This is a genomic window from Streptomyces sp. SAI-170, assembly GCF_049739565.1.
Lineage (GTDB): Bacteria > Actinomycetota > Actinomycetes > Streptomycetales > Streptomycetaceae > Streptomyces.
Genome location: NZ_JBMGQD010000001.1, coordinates 7,431,704 through 7,449,002, shown reverse-complemented (window position 1 = coordinate 7,449,002; position 17,299 = coordinate 7,431,704). Strand labels below are relative to the sequence as shown.

Annotated in this window: 14 protein-coding genes and 1 pseudogene; 5 read left to right on the top strand and 10 right to left on the bottom strand. The window is 73.5% G+C overall.

Annotated features, from left to right (window positions below; translation table 11 throughout):
* Positions 1-47: 47 nt before the first annotated feature.
* Both RKD23_RS33565 and RKD23_RS33560 read left to right on the top strand, forming a co-directional pair.
* Positions 48-1,103, top strand: coding sequence for a rhamnogalacturonan acetylesterase (locus RKD23_RS33565; RefSeq protein WP_424857115.1), 1,056 nt, complete (start codon positions 48-50; stop codon positions 1,101-1,103).
* A 29-nt stretch (positions 1,104-1,132) separates the two neighbouring features.
* Positions 1,133-1,996: an SGNH/GDSL hydrolase family protein gene (locus tag RKD23_RS33560; protein WP_424857114.1), complete on the top strand. Its 864-nt coding sequence runs from the start codon at positions 1,133-1,135 to the stop codon at positions 1,994-1,996.
* A 7-nt stretch (positions 1,997-2,003) separates the two neighbouring features.
* On the opposite strand, the gene msrA is transcribed toward RKD23_RS33560, so the two are convergent.
* The 3 genes and pseudogenes from msrA to RKD23_RS33545 all read right to left on the bottom strand — a co-directional run.
* Entirely contained in the window at positions 2,004-2,525 is a 522-nt protein-coding gene (msrA, locus tag RKD23_RS33555; RefSeq protein ID WP_424857113.1) for a peptide-methionine (S)-S-oxide reductase MsrA, read from the bottom strand.
* A gap of 204 nt (positions 2,526-2,729) precedes the next feature.
* The gene (locus RKD23_RS33550) at positions 2,730-3,920 is read right to left on the bottom strand and encodes a S8 family serine peptidase (RefSeq protein WP_424858393.1); all 1,191 of its coding nucleotides are present in this window, start codon (positions 3,918-3,920) and stop codon (positions 2,730-2,732) included.
* 303 nt (positions 3,921-4,223) lie between these two features.
* A pseudogene (locus RKD23_RS33545) lies at positions 4,224-4,310 on the bottom strand (oxidoreductase); the annotation flags it as partial.
* 393 nt (positions 4,311-4,703) lie between these two features.
* Here RKD23_RS33545 and RKD23_RS33540 point away from each other — a divergent pair.
* Positions 4,704-6,827, top strand: a complete 2,124-nt coding sequence (locus RKD23_RS33540; protein WP_424857112.1) for a SpoIIE family protein phosphatase — start codon at positions 4,704-4,706, stop codon at positions 6,825-6,827.
* A gap of 137 nt (positions 6,828-6,964) precedes the next feature.
* Here RKD23_RS33540 and RKD23_RS33535 read toward each other — a convergent pair whose 3' ends face one another.
* Positions 6,965-7,885, bottom strand: a complete 921-nt coding sequence (locus tag RKD23_RS33535) for a universal stress protein (RefSeq protein ID WP_424857111.1) — start codon at positions 7,883-7,885, stop codon at positions 6,965-6,967.
* Between the two features lie 247 nt (positions 7,886-8,132).
* Between RKD23_RS33535 and RKD23_RS33530 the strand changes: the two genes are divergently transcribed.
* Positions 8,133-9,521: an MFS transporter gene (locus RKD23_RS33530; RefSeq protein WP_424857110.1), complete on the top strand. Its 1,389-nt coding sequence runs from the start codon at positions 8,133-8,135 to the stop codon at positions 9,519-9,521.
* A 46-nt stretch (positions 9,522-9,567) separates the two neighbouring features.
* On the opposite strand, the gene RKD23_RS33525 is transcribed toward RKD23_RS33530, so the two are convergent.
* The 4 genes from RKD23_RS33525 to lnt form a co-directional block, all read right to left on the bottom strand.
* Positions 9,568-11,511, bottom strand: coding sequence for a helix-turn-helix domain-containing protein (locus RKD23_RS33525; protein WP_424857109.1), 1,944 nt, complete (start codon positions 11,509-11,511; stop codon positions 9,568-9,570).
* A 76-nt stretch (positions 11,512-11,587) separates the two neighbouring features.
* Positions 11,588-12,397, bottom strand: a complete 810-nt coding sequence (locus tag RKD23_RS33520; protein WP_424857108.1) for a 3-hydroxybutyrate dehydrogenase — start codon at positions 12,395-12,397, stop codon at positions 11,588-11,590.
* A 54-nt stretch (positions 12,398-12,451) separates the two neighbouring features.
* Complete coding sequence (locus RKD23_RS33515; RefSeq protein ID WP_424857107.1) at positions 12,452-12,931, bottom strand: NUDIX hydrolase; 480 nt, start codon at positions 12,929-12,931, stop codon at positions 12,452-12,454.
* Between the two features lie 57 nt (positions 12,932-12,988).
* Positions 12,989-14,599 carry an apolipoprotein N-acyltransferase gene (gene lnt / locus RKD23_RS33510; protein WP_424857106.1) on the bottom strand — a complete coding sequence of 537 codons (1,611 nt, stop codon included), beginning with the start codon at positions 14,597-14,599 and terminating at the stop codon, positions 12,989-12,991.
* A 201-nt stretch (positions 14,600-14,800) separates the two neighbouring features.
* Between lnt and RKD23_RS33505 the strand changes: the two genes are divergently transcribed.
* Positions 14,801-15,847: an O-antigen ligase family protein gene (locus RKD23_RS33505; protein ID WP_424857105.1), complete on the top strand. Its 1,047-nt coding sequence runs from the start codon at positions 14,801-14,803 to the stop codon at positions 15,845-15,847.
* A gap of 5 nt (positions 15,848-15,852) precedes the next feature.
* On the opposite strand, the gene RKD23_RS33500 is transcribed toward RKD23_RS33505, so the two are convergent.
* Both RKD23_RS33500 and RKD23_RS33495 read right to left on the bottom strand, forming a co-directional pair.
* Complete coding sequence (locus RKD23_RS33500; protein WP_424857104.1) at positions 15,853-16,398, bottom strand: hypothetical protein; 546 nt, start codon at positions 16,396-16,398, stop codon at positions 15,853-15,855.
* Positions 16,399-16,504: 106 nt separating this feature from the next.
* A complete protein-coding gene (locus tag RKD23_RS33495; RefSeq protein WP_424857103.1) occupies positions 16,505-17,299 on the bottom strand; it encodes a glutamate racemase in 795 nt (264 codons plus the stop codon).

Genomic DNA, 17,299 nt, shown 5'->3' with positions numbered 1-17,299 from the left:
TCGCGATTTCGCGGACCCGCACGAACGGATGGTTGATTGTAATGAGCATGACACTCAGAGGCCCCGTCGTGGCCGGCCTCCTGACGCTTGCCTCGCTGGCCGGTACGGGCGTCTCCCAGGCCGGCGTCGCCGCACCCCAGGCCCTGCCGGCGGGCTGCACCGGCAACTCCCCCATCACCTGCCACTACGCCGTCGCGCCGGGCCGTTACGACCTGACCGTCTCCGTCGGCGGCGCCTCAGCCGGGCAGACCGAGCTGTGGGTGGAGGCCCGGCGCCTGATGCTGCCGGTGACGAGCACCGCGGCCGGCAGCGTCAGCACGTACACGTTCACCGTCGACGTACGACAGCCCGAGGGCCAGCCCACCGGCCAGGGCGGCACCGGAACTCCCGGCCTGGACCTGCGTTTCACCGGGTCGGCGCCGCAGGTGTCGGCCGTCTCCGTGCGACCGGCGACCCAGCCGCTGGTCGCCTATCTGGCCGGCGACTCCACCGTGTGCGACCAGCCGGCCGCCCCGTACACCGGTTGGGGCCAGATGATGACCCCCGCGGTGCGGGCGGGCGCGGTCGTCGCCAACTACGCCGACTCAGGAGAGAGTTCGGGCAGCTTCCTGAGCAACCCGGCGCTCTTCCCAGCGCTGATCTCGAAGGTCAGGGCGGGCGACGCCGTCTACATCCAGTTCGGCCACAACGACAAGCAGACGTCCGCGTCCGTCTACCGCGGCAATCTCACGTCCATGATCACGCAGGTGCGGGCGAAGGGCGGGGTCCCCGTGCTGGTGACGCCGCCGGTCCGCCGGATCTTCGACGGCACCCGGCTCACGGCAACGGCCCTGCACGTCAACGGCGTCGGGGTGGATCTGCCCGCGGAGATGCGCGCGGTCGGCGCGGCGCAGCGGGTGCCGGTCGTCGATCTGACCGCCAGGAGCAGGGCGCTGCTCGAGTCGCTCGGCCCGGCCGCGTCCGCCGCGCTCTACCTCCGCTCGTCCGTCGACGGGGTCACGGACAACACCCACTTCTCGCAGTACGGCGCGTCCCGGATGGCCGGGCTGGTGCTCCAGAGCATCCGCGAGCAGGGCCTGCCGCTCGCCTCCTCCTTGCGCTGACCGGCGCCCGTTTCCCAGGAGACACGACGATGAAGAAGCTCCGCATCCTCCTGACCACCGCCCTGGCGCTCGCCCTGTCGAGCCTGGGCGTACAGGCCGCCTCGGCGGCCGACAGCACCGCGGCGCACTGCGCGGACGCCTCACGCCCCGCGGCACCGGCCGTACAGGGGGCGGCCGAGCCGGTCACCGTCTGGCTGGCCGGTGACTCCACCATGGCCAACCCGGGCGTGGCGTGCCCGGTCGGCTGGGGCAGTCAGTTCGACGCCCTGTTCACCAGCGATGTCACCGTCCGGAACCTCGCCGTGGGCGGCCGCAGCATCCAGACATGGCTGTACGAGTCGGCCGTGAGCGGCACGATGGGCTCCGACGGCGAGTGCGTGCTGACCTCCACCACCTACTCGTCGCGCTGGCAGGCGATGCTGAACTCCACCACCGGCATGAAAGCCGGCGACTACCTGTTCATCCAGTTCGGCATCAACGACTCCTCCCCGACCTGCCCCCGGCACGTCGGCACGGCCCGCTACCAGCAGCTGATGACCATGATGGCGAGGGCCGCCCTGGCCCGCGGCGCCCACCCGGTGCTCCTCACCCCGGTCGCCGCCCTCACCTGCTCCGGCTCCACCGCCACCAAGAACCGCGGCTTCGTCACCGAGACCTACGCCTCCGGCACCGCCACCGGGTCACCGGTCATCGACCTGCAGACCCTGAGCGTGTCCCTCTACAACGGCCTTCGCTTCTGCCCCCACAACGGCGACTGGGGCTCGGGCCCCGTCGGCGCCTTCTTCTGCAACGACCGCACCCACTTCGAGACCTACGGCGCCCAGCGCGTCGCAGGCCTCGTCGCGGGTGACGTACGCCGGCAGAACCTGGCGCTCGCCCCGTATCTCAAGTAGGGGGTGCTCAGCCCGCCTGGGAGGAACTGCGGCGCGGGAGCTTCCAGTTGGGGCGCGGGAAGTGGCAGGTGTAGCCGTTCGGGTAGCGCTCCAGGTAGTCCTGGTGCTCCGGCTCGGCCTCCCAGAAGTCACCGACCGGCTCGACCTCGGTGACCACCTTGCCGGGCCACAGGCCGCTCGCCTCGACGTCGGCGATGGTGTCCAGGGCGACGCGGTGCTGCTCCTCGTCGGCGTAGTAGATGGCGGACCGGTAGCTGCGGCCGATGTCGTTGCCCTGGCGGTCCCTGGTGGTGGGGTCGTGGATCTGGAAGAAGAACTCCAGCACGTCGCGGTAGCTCGTCACCGCGGGGTCGAAGAGGATCTCGATCGCCTCGGCGTGGTCGCCGTGGTCACGGTAGGTGGCGTTCGGCGTGTCCCCGCCGCTGTAGCCGACGCGGGTGGACAGCACGCCCGGCTGCTTGCGGATCAGGTCCTGCATTCCCCAGAAACAACCGCCGGCCAGCACGGCTCGTTCGGTCTGCGACGTCATCGGTTGCTCCCTCACATTCGAGCCGCTGTTCCGTGGGCACGCCTGTCCAGGCCGTACGGTTCCCGGCTCCCCCAGCTAGTGCAGATCTCCCAGCTTACGACGCCCGCCGCGAACCCGAGCGGCCCGGCGGCGCCACCGCGCGAGAGCGGGTGGCACCGCCGGGCCCTCACAGCCGTTCCGGACCGTGGGGGTGACCTGGAGCGGTTACTCGGTCACCTTCAGCAGCTTGTTCGGGGTCCCGCTGCTCGGGTTGGTGATCTTGTCGCTGGTGGCCCCGCCGACGAGCGCGGCGGCGACGTCGGCGGGGGTGGCGTCGGGGTGCCCGGCCAGGTAGACGGCCGCGGCTCCGGTCACGTGGGGCGTGGCCATGGAGGTGCCGGAGATCGTCTTGGTGCCCTCGTCGCTGTCGTTCCAGGCGGAGGTGATGTCCGAGCCCGGCGCGTACAGGTCGACGATCTGACCGAAGTTGGAGAAGTCCGACTGGGCGTCGTCCTTGGTGCTGGAGGCGACCGTGATGGCCTCGGGGACCCGGGCGGGCGAGCCCTGCCCCGCGTCGGACGACTCGTTGCCGGCGGCGACCGCGAAGGTGACGCCCGCCGCGATGGCCTTCTGCACCGCCGCGTCGAGCGCCGGGTCGGCGCCCCCGCCGAGGCTCATGTTGGCCACCGACGGCCCCTGGTGGTGGCTGGTGACCCAGTCGATGCCCGCGACGACCTGCTCGGTGGTGCCGGAGCCGTTGTCGTCGAGCACACGGACCGCGACGATCTTGGCCTTCTTGGCCACACCGTAGGACGCGCCGGCGATGGTGCCCGCCACATGGGTGCCGTGGCCGTTGCCGTCGTCGGCGGACTCGTCGTTGTCGACGGCGTCGAAGCCGTGGGACGCGCGGCCCTCGAAGTCCTTGTGACTGATGCGTACGCCGGTGTCGATGACGTACGCGGTCACGCCTTCCCCGGCCTTGTCCGGGTAGGTGTACTTGCTGTCGCCGGCGGTGTCCGCCTGGTCGACGCGGTCCAGGCCCCAGGACGGCGGGTTGTCCTGGGTCGCGGTGATGTGGAACTTCTTGTTCTGGACCACGGTGGACACCGCGGGGTCGGCGGCGAGGCGCTTGGCCTCCGTCGCGGTGAGGCTGCCCGCGGAGAAGCCGTTGACCGCGGAGCCGTAGGTACGGCTGAGCTTGCCGCCGTACTCCGCGGCCAGCTCTCGCTTCTCGGCCGCGGAGGTCTTCTCGTCCAGCAGGACGACGAAGCTGCCGGGCACCGCGCCTTCGGCGTTCAGGCCGTAGACCGTGCCCTGCGCGGGCTGCTCCGCCTGAGCGGCGGGGGAGACGAACAGCGCCGTGCCGGCGACTGTCGCGACGGCCGCGATCGCGGTGACGACCTTGGCCTTGCCCATGCGTATGTGATGCGCCGTCAAGAGGGGTCTCCTCGTGAAGTGGGGGGTTGACGTGGGGGGTTTGCGTTCGAACGGCAGCGCTGCGCGTGCCCTGGAGCCTGCCGACTTGTCGCGAGCAGATCAATCCCCTGACGTGCGTCGTCCTTCGGCGCGCGGGGTGATCTCCACAGGATTCCCGCAAAGGTGAAGCAACCCGACTGCAAACCCCCAGCACCTCACGGTGGTTGAATCGCCAAGGAACGGACTCGAATGATCCGTGCGGATTTCTTCACCGTCCGCACACGCCGACGCGCCCTTCGCCCCTCACGGCCGGATCGAGTCCATGTGGCCGCCGTCCACTCGTACGGCGCCGCCGGTGGTGGCGGACGCGTACGGCGAGGCGAGGTGGACGAAGCAGCGGGCACCGCCGGCCCGCCCCGCAAGGCCCGCTGCCCCGCATACCCGCCGCCCCGCCGGACCCCGGGCTCGCCGGCCGGGCCTCGTCCTGCTCGGCCTCGTCGTTTCGTGCCGGTGGCTTCCCCGGGGAACCCGGCAGCACCTGAGCCGTGCCTGTCGCGCCTCTGCGCACGACCCATCGCCCTGGCCCCAGTGCCCCGGCCCGAGTGCCGCCCCGCCCCCGGCCAGCTCAACCTCGTCGGACCCCGGTCACCGGCAAGGGTGCCGACCTCGGCGCAGGGGCGTAGCGTCCACGTAGGGGAAGTCGGGCGTGGGTGTACCAGTGGCCCGGGGCGGGTCGCTGTGGTGTCTGTCCGGAGCCTTCCCGAACTGTGCGGGAGGTGCGCCGTGGCGGGAGCCGGTGAGACGGCGGCGTACGCGGACGGCCTGGACGCCGCGTTCGTGGAGACCGTGCGCGCGACGGGGGCGTCGGTCGGCGCCCTGTATCTGCTGACGCCGGACGGGCAGCAGTTGTTCCTGGACGTGCTGTGCGGGGCGCCGGCGGAGCTGGCGGCCCCCTGGAAGACGGTTCCGATGACCGCTCCCGCGCCGGTGGCCGAGGCGGTGCGGGAGGACCGCATGGTGTGGGTCGGCAGCCAGCAGGAGATGGCCCGCCTTTATCCGCGTACCGCGATGGCCCTGCCGTACCCGCTGGCGCTGGCCGCCGCGCCGGTCGCGGGCGTCCGTCGATGGGGCGCCCTGATGCTGATGTGGCCGGCCACCCGACCGGGGTACATGACCAGGCGCGAGCGCGGACACATCAGGGCGAGCTGCGGACGGCTCGCCCGGGTGCTGGAGGACGCCCTGCACAGCGGTCCGCCGCCGGTGCCCGCCGACGGGCCCCGGGTGGTCTCCGCCGGCTCGTGGCGCTGGTCGACGGACCCGGCGCACAGCGCCGCGGACTTCGTGGAGCGGCTGCCCGGCGGCAGCTGCGCGCTGGACCTGGAGGGCCGTTTCACCCTGCTCAGCCGAGGCGCCTGCGAGCTGCTCGGGCGGGAGGCCGATCAGCTGCTGGGCACCCGGCCGTGGCACTCCCTGCGCTGGCTGGACGACGCGTCGTACGAGGACCGCTACCGCGCGGCGGTGCTCTCCCGTGAGCCCGTGGCGTTCACCGCATGCCGTCCGCCGGACCGCTGGCTGGACTTCCACCTCTATCCCGACGCGAGCGGCATCAGCGTACGGATCGTCCCCAGCGGTGAACCGCCGCCGCCTTCTCCGGCGCCCCACCGGCCTCAGGACTCGGTCACCCCGTCGCGCGCGGGCCGGCTCTACCAGCTGACGCACCTGGCCGCCGGGCTGACGGAGGTCGTCGGCGTGCAGGACGTCATCGATCTGGTCGCCCACCAGATCGTGCCCGCCTTCGGCGCGCAGGGCCTGGTGCTGTCCTCCGCCGAGGCCGGGCGGCTGCGCATCACCGGGCACCGCGGCTACTCCCCCGAGACCATCGAGCGCCTCGACGGCCTGCCCCTGGACACCGCCTTCACCCCGGCCGGCCAGGTGCTCCGCACCGGCGCGCCCGCGTTCTTCGCCGATCCTGAGGAGCTGCGGCGCGGCTACCCCGAGGCGCCGCAGGTCAGCGGCAAGCAGGCCTGGGCGTTTCTGCCGTTGATCGTCTCCGGCCGGCCCGTCGGCTGCTGCATCCTGTCCTACGACCGGCCGCACGACTTCCCGGCCGAGGAGCGCGCCGTCCTGACCTCGCTGGCCGGGCTCGTCGCCCAGGCGCTCGACCGGGCGCGCCTCTACGACGCCAAGCACGACCTCGCGCACAGCCTCCAGCAGGCGCTGCTGCCGCGGACGCTGCCCCAGGTCACCGGCCTGCGGGTGGCGGCCCGCTATCTTCCGGCCACCCGGGGCATGGACATCGGCGGGGACTTCTACGACCTCATCCCGCTCGGCGCCGGCGCCGTCGCGGCCGTCATCGGCGACGTCCAGGGCCATGACGCGGCGGCTGCCGCCCTCATGGGGCAGGTCCGGACGGCCGTCCACGCCCACTCCGCCGTCGGGGCGACCCCGGACCAGGTGCTGTCCGGCACCAATCGCCTTCTCATCGACCTGGACGCCGAACTGTTCACCAGCTGCCTCTACGTCCGCCTCGACCTGGCCGCGCGCCGGGTGTCCCTGGCCAGCGCCGGTCATCCGCCTCCGATCGTGCGCCGCCCGGGGCAAGGCGCCCGGCCGGTCGACGTGCCGCCCGGTCCCCTGCTGGGCATCGACCCCGATGCCGTCTTCCCGCTGACGGAGATCCCGTTCACCCCTGGGTTCATGCTCGCCCTCTACACCGACGGTCTCGTCGAGACACCTGGTGCCGATATCGACGACTCCATCGCCGAGCTCGCCCACCACCTCGCCGAGGCCGACGACCGGGACCTGGACCGGCTCATCGACACCCTGGTGGGCAAGGCGGGAACCCACTGGCAGCGCACCGACGACGTCGCGCTGCTCGTGCTGCACCACATGGGCGCGCCCGGATAGCCTCCGGCGACGGGCCCGGTCGGGCCGAGGTCAGGTCGGTCGGTGGCGTGGGTGAGGATCCAGTCCTCTTGGCGCAGCCCATGCGCTGTCCTCGGCCCGCCGCGCGCACCGCGAGTCCGGGCGCGCGGCCGATGCCTTCACTCGTGCGAGACCAGCGCGACCGGGCACCTCACGTGGTGGATCAGCGTATGCGCGACCGCTCCAGGGGTGGGCCGTCCGGCCAACGTGCGGTGGCGGCGGATGCCGGCCACGAGCAGGCCCGCTCCGCCCGTCGCGCGGACCAGGGCGTGGGCCGGGCGGCCCTCGTGCAGGTCCTCGCGGACGTCGACGGCCGGATACTTCACCCGCCAGGGCTCCAGCAGCCGGGCCAGCTCGTCCTCCGCGGCCCCCCGCAGGCGGGCGCGCTCCCCGGTCGCGGGGCGGCTGTGCGAGAACGGCACATGCCAGGCGTGCACCGCGCGCAGCGGCGCCCCGCGCACCTCGGCGGCCCGGAAGGCGAAGTCCAGGACGTCGTCGTACGTCCCGTCGATGTCGACGGCGACCGTGACGTCACGGAAGGGCGTGTCGACCGAGGGTCGTCCGTCGGCGTCGGGGAGGTGCTCGGTCTCGGCGCTCTCACCGGCCGGCACGAGGACGATCGGCCGTTCCGTGCGGGCCGCGGTGGCCAGCGCGACGGTGCCGGAGACGAATCCGCCCAGCCCGCTGCTCCCCTGACCGCCGATCACCAGAAGGTCGGCGTTCTCGGCCTCGGCGAGCAGGGCGGGCACGGGCGGCCTGCCCACCTGCTCGGCCGAGACGGCGAGCGGCGGGTACCGCCGGCTCAGCCGGTCGAGCGCGCTGCGCAGTACCTGACGGGCGTGCTGCTGCACGGCACTGAGCTCCGGCGAGGAGGAGGCGGCGGGGGAGGCGGGGGCCGCGCCGCCGCCCGGCAGGCCCGCCTCCCAGGCGTGGACCAGCCGCAGCGGAAGACCTCGGCGCAGGGCTTCCCTGGCCGCCCAGTCCACCGCGGCCACGCTGTCGCGCGAACCGTCCACACCGGCCACGACCGACCTGATCATGACCCTCACCTCCCAGGTCACCGTCGGGTCCACGCCCTGCTCCCAGAGTGCCCCGTCGACGCCGACCCAAGAGGGACCGCCCGGCCCCGGCCGAGGGACCGCGCAGCCTCCCTCCCCCGAGGCATGGTGGCCGCACGCATAGCTGGCCCCAGAACTATGGTGCCCCACCACATACGCCTCTGACCTGCGTCTTCCTACGGTGTGCCAGCACGCACCCGTCCCCACCGCACACGAGGAAGTGGCGCACATGGCCTCCGCAGCATCCGCTCCCCCATCCCCGAACAGCCTCAAGCGCATCGTCGCCGCCAGCCTCATCGGCACGACCATCGAGTGGTACGACTTCTTCCTCTACGGCTCCGCAGCGGCGCTCGTCTTCAACAAGCTGTTCTTCCCCGACTCCGACCCCCTGGTCGGCACCCTGCTGTCCTTCCTCACGTACGCCGTCGGGTTCGCGGCGCGACCGCTGGGCGCGCTGGTGTTCGGGCACTACGGCGACCGGCTGGGCCGCAAGAAGCTGCTGGTGCTGAGCCTGCTGCTGATGGGCGGGGCGACCTTCGCAATCGGTCTGCTGCCGACGCACGCGACGGTCGGCACCGCCGCACCGGTGCTGCTGACGGTGCTGCGACTGGTCCAGGGCTTCGCGCTCGGCGGCGAGTGGGGCGGCGCGGTGCTGCTCGTGTCGGAGCACGGGGACGCGCGGCGGCGCGGGTTCTGGGCGTCGTGGCCGCAGACCGGCGCGCCGGCGGGTCAGTTGCTGGCGACGGGTGTGCTGTCGCTGCTGACGGCCGTGCTGTCCGACTCCGCCTTCAACACCTGGGGCTGGCGGATTCCGTTCCTGCTGTCCGGGGTCCTGGTGATCGTCGGTCTGTGGATTCGTCTCTCTGTCGATGAATCGCCGGTGTTCAAGCAGGCGCTGGCGCAGGCGGAGGCGCGCAAGGCCGAGCGCGGCGGGGCCGCGGAGAAGCTGCCGCTCGTCTCGGTGCTGCGCCACCACTGGCGTGACGTGCTCGTCGCGATGGGCGCCCGCATGGCGGAGAACATCAGCTACTACGTCATCACCGCGTTCATCCTCGTCTACGCCACCACCGCCGCGGACGTCACCAAGCAGACCGCGCTGAACGCGGTGCTCATCGCCTCCGCACTGCACTTCGCGGTGATCCCGATGTGGGGTGCCCTGTCGGACCGGGTGGGCCGCCGTCCGGTCTATCTGCTGGGCGCGGCCGGCGTGGGCCTGTGGATGTTCCCGTTCTTCGCGCTCGTCGACACCGGCGACTTCGGCAGCCTGCTGCTCGCCGTGACCGTCGGGCTGGTGTTCCACGGCGCGATGTACGCCCCGCAGGCCGCGTTCTTCTCGGAGATGTTCGCGACCCGGATGCGCTACTCGGGCGCGTCCATCGGCGCCCAGTTCGCCTCGGTCGCGGCCGGCGCGCCCGCCCCGCTGATCGCCACCGCCCTGCTGGACGGCACCGGCACCTCCACCTGGATCTCCCTGTACGTGATCGCGGCGGCCGTGATCACGCTGATCGCGGTCGGGGTGGCGAAGGAGACCCGCCATCGGGACCTGGCCGAGGTCGAGGAAGACGCGGACGCCACGGACCCGGCGCCCGCCCGGCCCGCCGACGTGCACACCATCTGACCCGCTCCGTACCGGCCGACCCCCGTGCGCTCCCCGCGTACGGGGGTCAGTGCTGTGCGGTCGACGCCAGGCGGTGCAGCCGCAGGGCGAGCTGGATCTCCAGGGCGCGGGCCGGGCTCTGCCAGTCGTCGCCGAGCAGCCGGCCCACCCGCTCCAGCCGCTGGGCGACGGTGTTGACGTGGACGTGCAGGTCGTCCTTGGTGCGCGCGGGGCTCATACCGCAGGCGAAGTAGGCGTCGAGGGTGCGCACCAGATCGGTGCCGCGGCGCTCGTCGTAGGAGACGACCTGACCGATCGTACGGTCGACGAAGCCGGCGATGTCCCGGTCCCCGGCGAGCAGCAGGCCGAGGAAGCCGAAGTCCTCGGCGGCGGCGCCGTCGCCGGTACGGCCGAGCAGGCGCAGCGCGTCCAGGCAGCGGCGGCCCTCGGCGTAGGCCGCGGCGACCGCGTCCGGGTGCGTGGCGAGGTGCTCGACGGGCGCGGAGGCACCGACCGTGACGGCCTCGTGGACGGCGGTGCCGAGCTGACGTGCGGTGCGGCGGGCCAGGTCAGTGGCGGTGTCGCCGGGGGCGAGCGGCAGCAGCAGGACGGTGCCTCCGTCGCGGGCGGCGGCCAGGCCCTGGCGGGTCGCGGCCAGATGGGAGGCGGCGGACCACAGCCGTCTGCGGGCGTCGGCCTCCTGCTCGGCGTCGGCCGTGGGGCCGTCCAGGCGGGCGGCGAGGACGACCTGGGTGGCGTCCAGGTCGGCGCGCAGCCGGGCGGCCCGCTCGCGCAGCAGACGCGGGTCGCGGTCGCGGGCGTCGAGGAGGTCGTCCAGCAGCTCGCCCCGCACGCGTTGTTCGGCCTCGGCGGCGGAGCGGCGGGCGAGCAGCAGCAGGGAGGTCACCATCGCGGCGCGCTCCAGGGTGCGCTGGTCGACGGGGTCGAGTCCGGGGTGGCCGCGCAGCACCAGCGCGCCGAGCAGCTCACCGCCGGCGGCGACGGCGGCGATCCAGTCGTCCTGGTGCCGCACGGCATGGCCCTCGGCGCGGGAGGCCTCCAGCGCGGACGGGGGCGCGGTGTGGGCCTCGGTGAACTCGACGGTGCCTTCCAGGACCTCGGAGACGGCGGCGGCCACGTCGTGCACCCCGCCGCCGCGCAGCACCAGTTCGGCGAGCCGGTCGTGCACGTCGGAGGCGCGCTCGATGACGGCGCTGCGGTCCTGGATGATCTCGTTGGCGCGCTCCAGGCCGGCGAGGGCCGAGCGCGTCTCGGTGAGGAGGTTGGCGGTGTCGATGGCGGCCGCGGCGAGCGCGGCGAAGGAACCGAGCAGGGCGATCTGCTCGCGCTCGAAGACGCGGGCGCGCCGGTCGGCGGCGAAGAGCACGCCGATCACATGGTGGCCGAGCATCAGCGGCACACCGAGGATGGCGACCAGCCCCTCGTCGCGGACGCCCGCGTCGATGCTGCTGGTGTGCTGGAAGCGCGCGTCCTTGAAGTAGTCGTCGGTGACGTACGGCCGCGCGGTCTGGGCGACGAGCCCGCCGAGGCCCTCTCCCATGCCGAGGCGCAGCTGCTGGAAGCGGGCGGCGACCGAGCCCTCGGTGACGCGCATGTAGGTGTCGCCGCGCGCGGGGTCGTTCAGGCTGAGGTAGGCCACGTCCGTGCCGAGCAGGGAGCGGGCCCGCTGCACGATCGCCTGGAGGACGGCGTCGAGGTCGCGCAGTCCCGCCAGGTCGTGCGCGGTCTCGAACAGCGCCGACAGCTCGGCCTCCCGGCGGCGGCGCCCCTCCAGCTCGGAGCGCACGCGCAGGGCGAGCAGCTTGGCCCGCTCCAGCTCGGCGATCCGCTCGGCGGGCAGCCCGAGGGCGCGGGCGGCCAGCACGAGCTGTTCGTAGGCGTCGGCGGAGGCGCCTCGGGCGAGCAGCTCGAGAAAGGGAGCCTCTGCCGACGGGCCGAGGTCCGTGTGGCGAACGGCCTGGTCGGCGGACTGCACGTGATCGCGGGACATGCTCACAGGATTCCCCATGACCCGGGCGCCCCGGCAGCCCTGTGGAAAACTCGGGGCGCTCCGGCCTCGGCCGTGCTCAGTGGGCGGTCCAGCCGCCGTCGAGGACGAGCGAGGTGCCGGTGACGAAGGACGCCTGCGGGCTGCACAGGTACGCCACGGCCTCGGCGACCTCCTCCGGTTCGATCAGGCGCTTGACGGCGCTGTCCTGGAGCAGCACCTCGGCAAGGACGCGCTCCTCGGGGATGCCGTGCGCCCGGGCCTGATCGGTGAGCTGCTTCTCGACCAGGGGCGTGCGGACGTAGGCGGGGTTGACGCAGTTGGAGGTGACGCCGTGCGGGGCGCCCTCGAGGGCGGCGGTCTTCGACAGGCCCTCCAGGCCGTGCTTGGCGGCGACGTACGCGGACTTGAAGGCGGAGGCGCGCAGTCCGTGGACGGAGGAGATGTTGACGATGCGGCCCCACCCCTGGCCGTACATGTGCGGCAGGGCACCGCGGATGAGCCGGAACGGCGCCTCCAGCATCACCGTGAGCACGGTGTGGAAGACGTCGGGCGGGAACTCCTCCAGGGGCCGTACGAGTTGCAGTCCGGCGTTGTTGACCAGGACGTCGGTGCCCGCGGCGGCGAGTTCGGCGGCGTCCAGGTCGGTGAGGTCGAGGAGCTGGGGCTCGATGCTGCCGGGCAGGCCCGCGGCCCCCTCGGCGAGCGCCTGGAGTCCGGCGTCGTCGCGGTCGACCGCTCTGACCTTGGCCCCGGCGGCCGCCAGGCGCAGCGCGCAGGCACGGCCGATGCCGCCGGCGGCGCCGGTGACGAGGGCGGTGCGGCCGCCGAGGTCGGGTGCGGGAGCGTGGTGGCCGGGCAGGCCCGGGAGGAGAGAGGGCGGGGTCATGGATCGACCCTAGGCAGCGCCCACGCCCCGCCCCATGTGGTCAGACACCACACTTCACTCAGAAGGCATAGGTTCGAACCATGTGGGTTCATCGGACAGCGCCTGCTTGATCCGGAAGCGCTGCGACTCCGTCATCTCCGGCATCGCGTCCACCTCGAACCAGCCGACGGCCAGCGACTCGTCGTCGCCCACCCGCGCCTCACCGCCGACGGCCCGGCAGCGCACGGTGACGTCCATGAACTGGCACTGGTCGCCGTTGGGGTAGGTCACCGGCTTGGTTGCCCTGACGGCCACGATCCGCTCGACGACACAGCGCACGCCCGTCTCCTCGTAGACCTCGCGCACCGCGCACTCCGCGGGCTGCTCGCCCGGGTCGGGTATCCCCGAGGGCACGCACCAGCGGCCGTTGTCGGAGCGCTGGCCGAGCAGCACCCGGCCCTCGTCGTCGAGGACGACCGCGCTGACACCGGGGAGCCAGAGCAGGTCATGACCGACCGAGGCCCTGAGCGAGCGGATGAAGTCAGGAGTAGGCATGCCCCTGACCCTAACCGAGACGATCTTGGGGCTCGGGGGCGTTCGCCGGGTGTACCGCTACACGCCACCCGCGCGCCGCCCGCGCACCGCGGCCGCGCCCGCCCAGCCGAGACCGCCGGCCGCGACCAGCACGAGCGCGATCTCCGGCAGGATGCCCAGCCGGGTCGCGGGCGTCCGGGAGGAGCGCAGCGGCACCTTCTGGACGAGGGAGTCGGCGACGAACATCCCGGTCCGCTGGGTGATCGTGCCGTCGGGCAGGATGATCGCGCTGACCCCGCTGGTCACCGGCACGGTCACGGTACGGCTGTGCTCGACCGCGCGGATGCGGGACATGGCGAGCTGCTGGTAGGTCATCTCGCTGCGGCCGAAGGTGGCGTTGTTGCTGGGCACGGAGATCAGCTGGGCGCCGTCGGTGACGGTGTCGCGCACGGCCCAGTCGAAGGCGGCCTCGTAGCAGGTGGCCAGGCCGATCTTCGTCCCGGCGACCGTGAACACGCCCGGTTCGTCGCCGCGGCTGAAGTCCTGGCGGACCATGCCGGTCCAGCTGTCGTTGATGGCCCCGACGAGCCCGCGCAGCGGGAGGTACTCGCCGAAGGGCTGGATCTGCCGCTTGTCGTACGTGGCGACCGGGCCCTTGTCCGGGTCCCACAGGATCTGCTCGTTGAGCAGCTTGCCGTCGCGCTCGACCACACCGCCGACGGAGATGGGCGCGCCGACTGCCCTCGCGGCCCCGTCGATGACCGCGCGGGCGTCGTAGTTGGCGAACGGGTCGATGTCGGAGGAGTTCTCCGGCCACAGCACCACATCGGGCCGCGGCGCCCGGCCCGCGTCGATCTCGGCGGCCAGACGGCGCGTCTCGCGCGCGTGGTAGTCCAGGACGGCCCGGCGCTGGGCGTTGAAGTCCAGTCCCGCCCGCGGCACATTGCCCTGCACGACCGCGACCGTGAGGGTGCCGTCCTCGGCCTTGTCGCTGACGAGGGTGCGGGCCGCCAGCGCGCCGCCCACCGGCACGGCCACGCTCATCAGTGCGGCGGCCGCGGCGCCCTTCCGCCACACGCGTGTGCGGCGGTTCTCCACAAGGAGACGTACGACGTCGTACAGACCGAAGCCGCACAGGACGACCGCGAAGCCCAGTACCGGGGTGCCGCCCAGGGCGGCCAGCGGCAGGAAGACGCCGTCGGCCTGGCCGAAGGCGACCTTGCCCCAGGGGAAGCCGTGGAAGGGGGCACGCGCGCGTACCGCCTCGCCCGCGGTCCACACCGCGGCGGCCCACAGGGCCCCGCCGGGCAGTCGGGAGACGGCGGCGATGCCCGCGCCGACCAGCGCGACGAACACCGCCTCGATCACCACCAGGGCCAGCCACGGCCCGGGGCCCACCTCCACGCCCGTCCACACCAGCAGCGGCAGCAGGAAGCCCAGGCCGAAGAGATAGCCGAGACCGAGCGCCGCCTTGAAGCCACGGCCGCGCAAGGCCCACCCGAGGCCGGCGAAGGCCGGCAGGGCGAGCCACCACAGGGTGCGCGGCGGGAAGCTGACGTAGAGCAGCACTCCGGAGAGCGCCGCGACGGCGGCCGGCACCAGACGCAGCAGCCGCGTGCGACCCGAAACGGGCACGGTCTGCGGCGAGGCCTGGTCCGACTCACCCACGGTGGTTGCGGTGACGGTCACTCCCGGAGTGTACGGCGCCCGTCACAAGCGCCGACAGCGGCGGCTACGTCCCCCTCGCCCCTGCTGCAACGTTCCTGCACCCCTCGCACCCAGTCATCCACATTCGGCCCCCGAGCCGTTACGGTGTGCCCAGCCGCACGTCCGAGCCGGGGGCGAGGGGGTGCGGCGCGGGTCGGGGGCGACCGGGGTACGGGGGGACAGGTGGGGGCGACGAGGACGACGTCCACGGCCGGACCGCAGGCCGACGGCGACAGACGCCGGGTGTCCGACGGCGCGGGCGTGGTGGTGCTGGGGTCCTGCGCGGTCTGGTCGGTGATATCGGCGAGCGTGCACGGCGGCCGGCCCGAGGGCGTGCTGCTCGCGGTGCTGGCGGTGGCCGCCGGCTACGCGGCCGGGCGGATCTGCGGCTCGCTGCTGCCCGTCGCCGCGCTCTGTGGCGCCGCCCTGGCCGGGCTGGGCCTGGCCATCGGCACGCCGTACCTCGTGCCCGGACCGGAGCCGGGCGTACCGCTCGGGCACGCGGGCGCGACCGCGGGCCTGCTCGTGCTGTGCACCGGCGCGGCCTGCTGTGCCGCGTGGGGCACCGCCGTACCGGCGCTGCGGCTGGCGCTGCGGGTGCTGGCCGCGGGCGTCGCCGTGGCCGCCGCGCTGCTGGGTTCACCGGCCGGGGCAGCGCTGTGCGCCGCGGTGCTGTTGTGCTCGCTGGCCGCGGGCGCGATGCGCAGCCGCGGGACGGGCATCGCGGGCCTCGCCCTGGCCGCGACGCTGGTCACGGGCACGATCTGGGCCGTCGCCGAGCACGCCCTGCCGGACGGCCTCGCCGTGTCCCTCCAGGCCCGGCTGACCGCGCAGCGCGTCGAGCTGTGGCAGGACGCGCTGCGCCTGAGCGGCGAGGACCTGCTGCTCGGCGTGGGTCCGGGCCGCTTCGGCGAACTGAGCCCGGCGGCGGCCGCGGCTCCCTTTCCCGACGGCAAGCCGCATTCGGCGCCGCTTCAGCAACTGGCCGAGCAGGGCGTGGTGGGGCTGGTGCTGCTGGGTGCCGTGTTCGCCTGGGTGCTGCACGCGCTGTGGCGCACCGCCCGCCCGACGCCGGTCGCGCTCACCGCCGGGGCCGCGCTGACCGCCCTCGCGGCGGTCGCCGCCGTCGGCAACGCGCTCAGCTTCACCACGGTGTCGGTCGGAGCCGGGCTGCTGGCGGGCCTGGCCACGGCACAGCCGCTCGCGGAGCCGTCGTACGACCCGCGGTGATGAGGTCAGAGGGCGGTGCCCGCCCGGCCCGCGTGCAGCCGGTCCCTGATGACGCTGACGGCCGCCTCGGCGTTGTCCACGGTGATCGTGAAGGTGTGCCCGTCCCACAGCCGCAGCACCACGCCCTCACCACGGCGTACGACGACCGCGGTGCCCTTCTCGGGACGCCAGCGGTAGCCCCAGCCACCCCAATGGCGGGGCGTGACATGCGGGGCGAAGTCGGCGCCGGCCACATGTGACAGGGGGATACGGCGGCGGGGCACACCCATGTGGCCGCAGCGCACCTCCAGGCACTCCTTGTCGACCTTCAGCGCCACATGTACGAAGGCGACGGTGCCGAACAGCACCAGCAGGCCGCCGGCGATGCAGCCGACCACGGCCATCACCAGGGGAGCCGCCCCGAAGTCCCAGGGAGAGGCCACGGCCAGTTGGATGCCGAGGGCCACGCAGGCGGCGCCGACCAGCGCCAGCAACCACTGGAACCGGTTGGTCGCCCGCCCGGTCCAGACATCGGGATGCGGCGCGTCGACGCCGTGGGGGTGCTCCCTCATGGTTCGAGGTTACTCAGGTTTCGCTCCGCCGGTACCAGGTCGCGGAGCGTGACTGCTCCGGATGGGCGTGCCGGAATTCCGGGGGCGATGAGCGCTCCTGGGCCTGCTACCTCAGGTCCGCCGCCGGGCTCGCCGTCGGCAGCAGCCGGCCCTCCTCGTACGCCAGCGCGGCGGGAGGCAGAGCGCCCTCGTGTCCGCTCAGGAGCACGGTGAGAGTGCCGGAGGCGGGGGCGTCGGGGGCCGGGGCCTCGCCGATGCGGCGCAGCGCCTGCGCGGCCACCGCGTCCGCCGAGCCGTGCAGGACGAGCGGCGGCATGCCGGGGCGCTGCACGGCGGCGCGGATGCGCTCGGCGACGAGCTCGTAGTGGGTGCAGCCGAGCACGACGGTCGTGACGTCCGCCGGGGTGAGAGCGGCGGCCGCGGCGACAGCGGTGTCGATCGCCGCCTCGTCGGCCTGCTCCACAGCCTCGGCGAGACCCCAGCAGGGCACCTCGGTGACCGGGACGCCGTCGGCGTGGTCACGGATCAGGCCGCGCTGGTAGGTGCTGCCGGTGGTCGCCGGGGTGGCCCAGATCGCCACATGGCCGCCGCCGGCCGCGGCCGGCCTGATCGCCGGGACCGTGCCGACGACCGGCAGTCCGGGCTCCAGCCTGGCGCGCAGCGTGGGCAGGGCGTGCACGGACGCGGTGTTGCAGCCGACGATCAGCGCGTCGGGCCGCTGCGCGGCCGCCGCCTCGGCGACGAGCAGGGCCCGCCCGGTGAGGTCGTCGGGAGTGCGCCGTCCCCAGGGCATGCCCTCGGGGTCCAGGGAGAGCACGAGATCGGCGTCGGGCCGCAGCCGCCGTACCGCAGCGGTGGCCGCCAGCAGGCCGATTCCGGAGTCCATGAGCGCGATCTTCAC

Excerpts from the sequence above, each read along its gene's own strand:
- RKD23_RS33565 (WP_424857115.1), top strand. The coding sequence starts at position 48 with ATGACACTCAGAGGCCCCGTCGTGGCCGGCCTCCTGACGCTTGCCTCG.
- RKD23_RS33560 (WP_424857114.1), top strand. The coding sequence starts at position 1,133 with ATGAAGAAGCTCCGCATCCTCCTGACCACCGCCCTGGCGCTCGCCCTG.
- msrA (WP_424857113.1), bottom strand. The coding sequence starts at position 2,525 with ATGACGTCGCAGACCGAACGAGCCGTGCTGGCCGGCGGTTGTTTCTGG.
- RKD23_RS33550 (WP_424858393.1), bottom strand. The coding sequence starts at position 3,920 with ATGGGCAAGGCCAAGGTCGTCACCGCGATCGCGGCCGTCGCGACAGTC.
- RKD23_RS33535 (WP_424857111.1), bottom strand. The coding sequence starts at position 7,885 with ATGATCAGGTCGGTCGTGGCCGGTGTGGACGGTTCGCGCGACAGCGTG.
- RKD23_RS33530 (WP_424857110.1), top strand. The coding sequence starts at position 8,133 with ATGGCCTCCGCAGCATCCGCTCCCCCATCCCCGAACAGCCTCAAGCGC.
- RKD23_RS33525 (WP_424857109.1), bottom strand. The coding sequence starts at position 11,511 with ATGTCCCGCGATCACGTGCAGTCCGCCGACCAGGCCGTTCGCCACACG.
- RKD23_RS33520 (WP_424857108.1), bottom strand. The coding sequence starts at position 12,397 with ATGACCCCGCCCTCTCTCCTCCCGGGCCTGCCCGGCCACCACGCTCCC.
- RKD23_RS33515 (WP_424857107.1), bottom strand. The coding sequence starts at position 12,931 with ATGCCTACTCCTGACTTCATCCGCTCGCTCAGGGCCTCGGTCGGTCAT.
- RKD23_RS33500 (WP_424857104.1), bottom strand. The coding sequence starts at position 16,398 with ATGAGGGAGCACCCCCACGGCGTCGACGCGCCGCATCCCGATGTCTGG.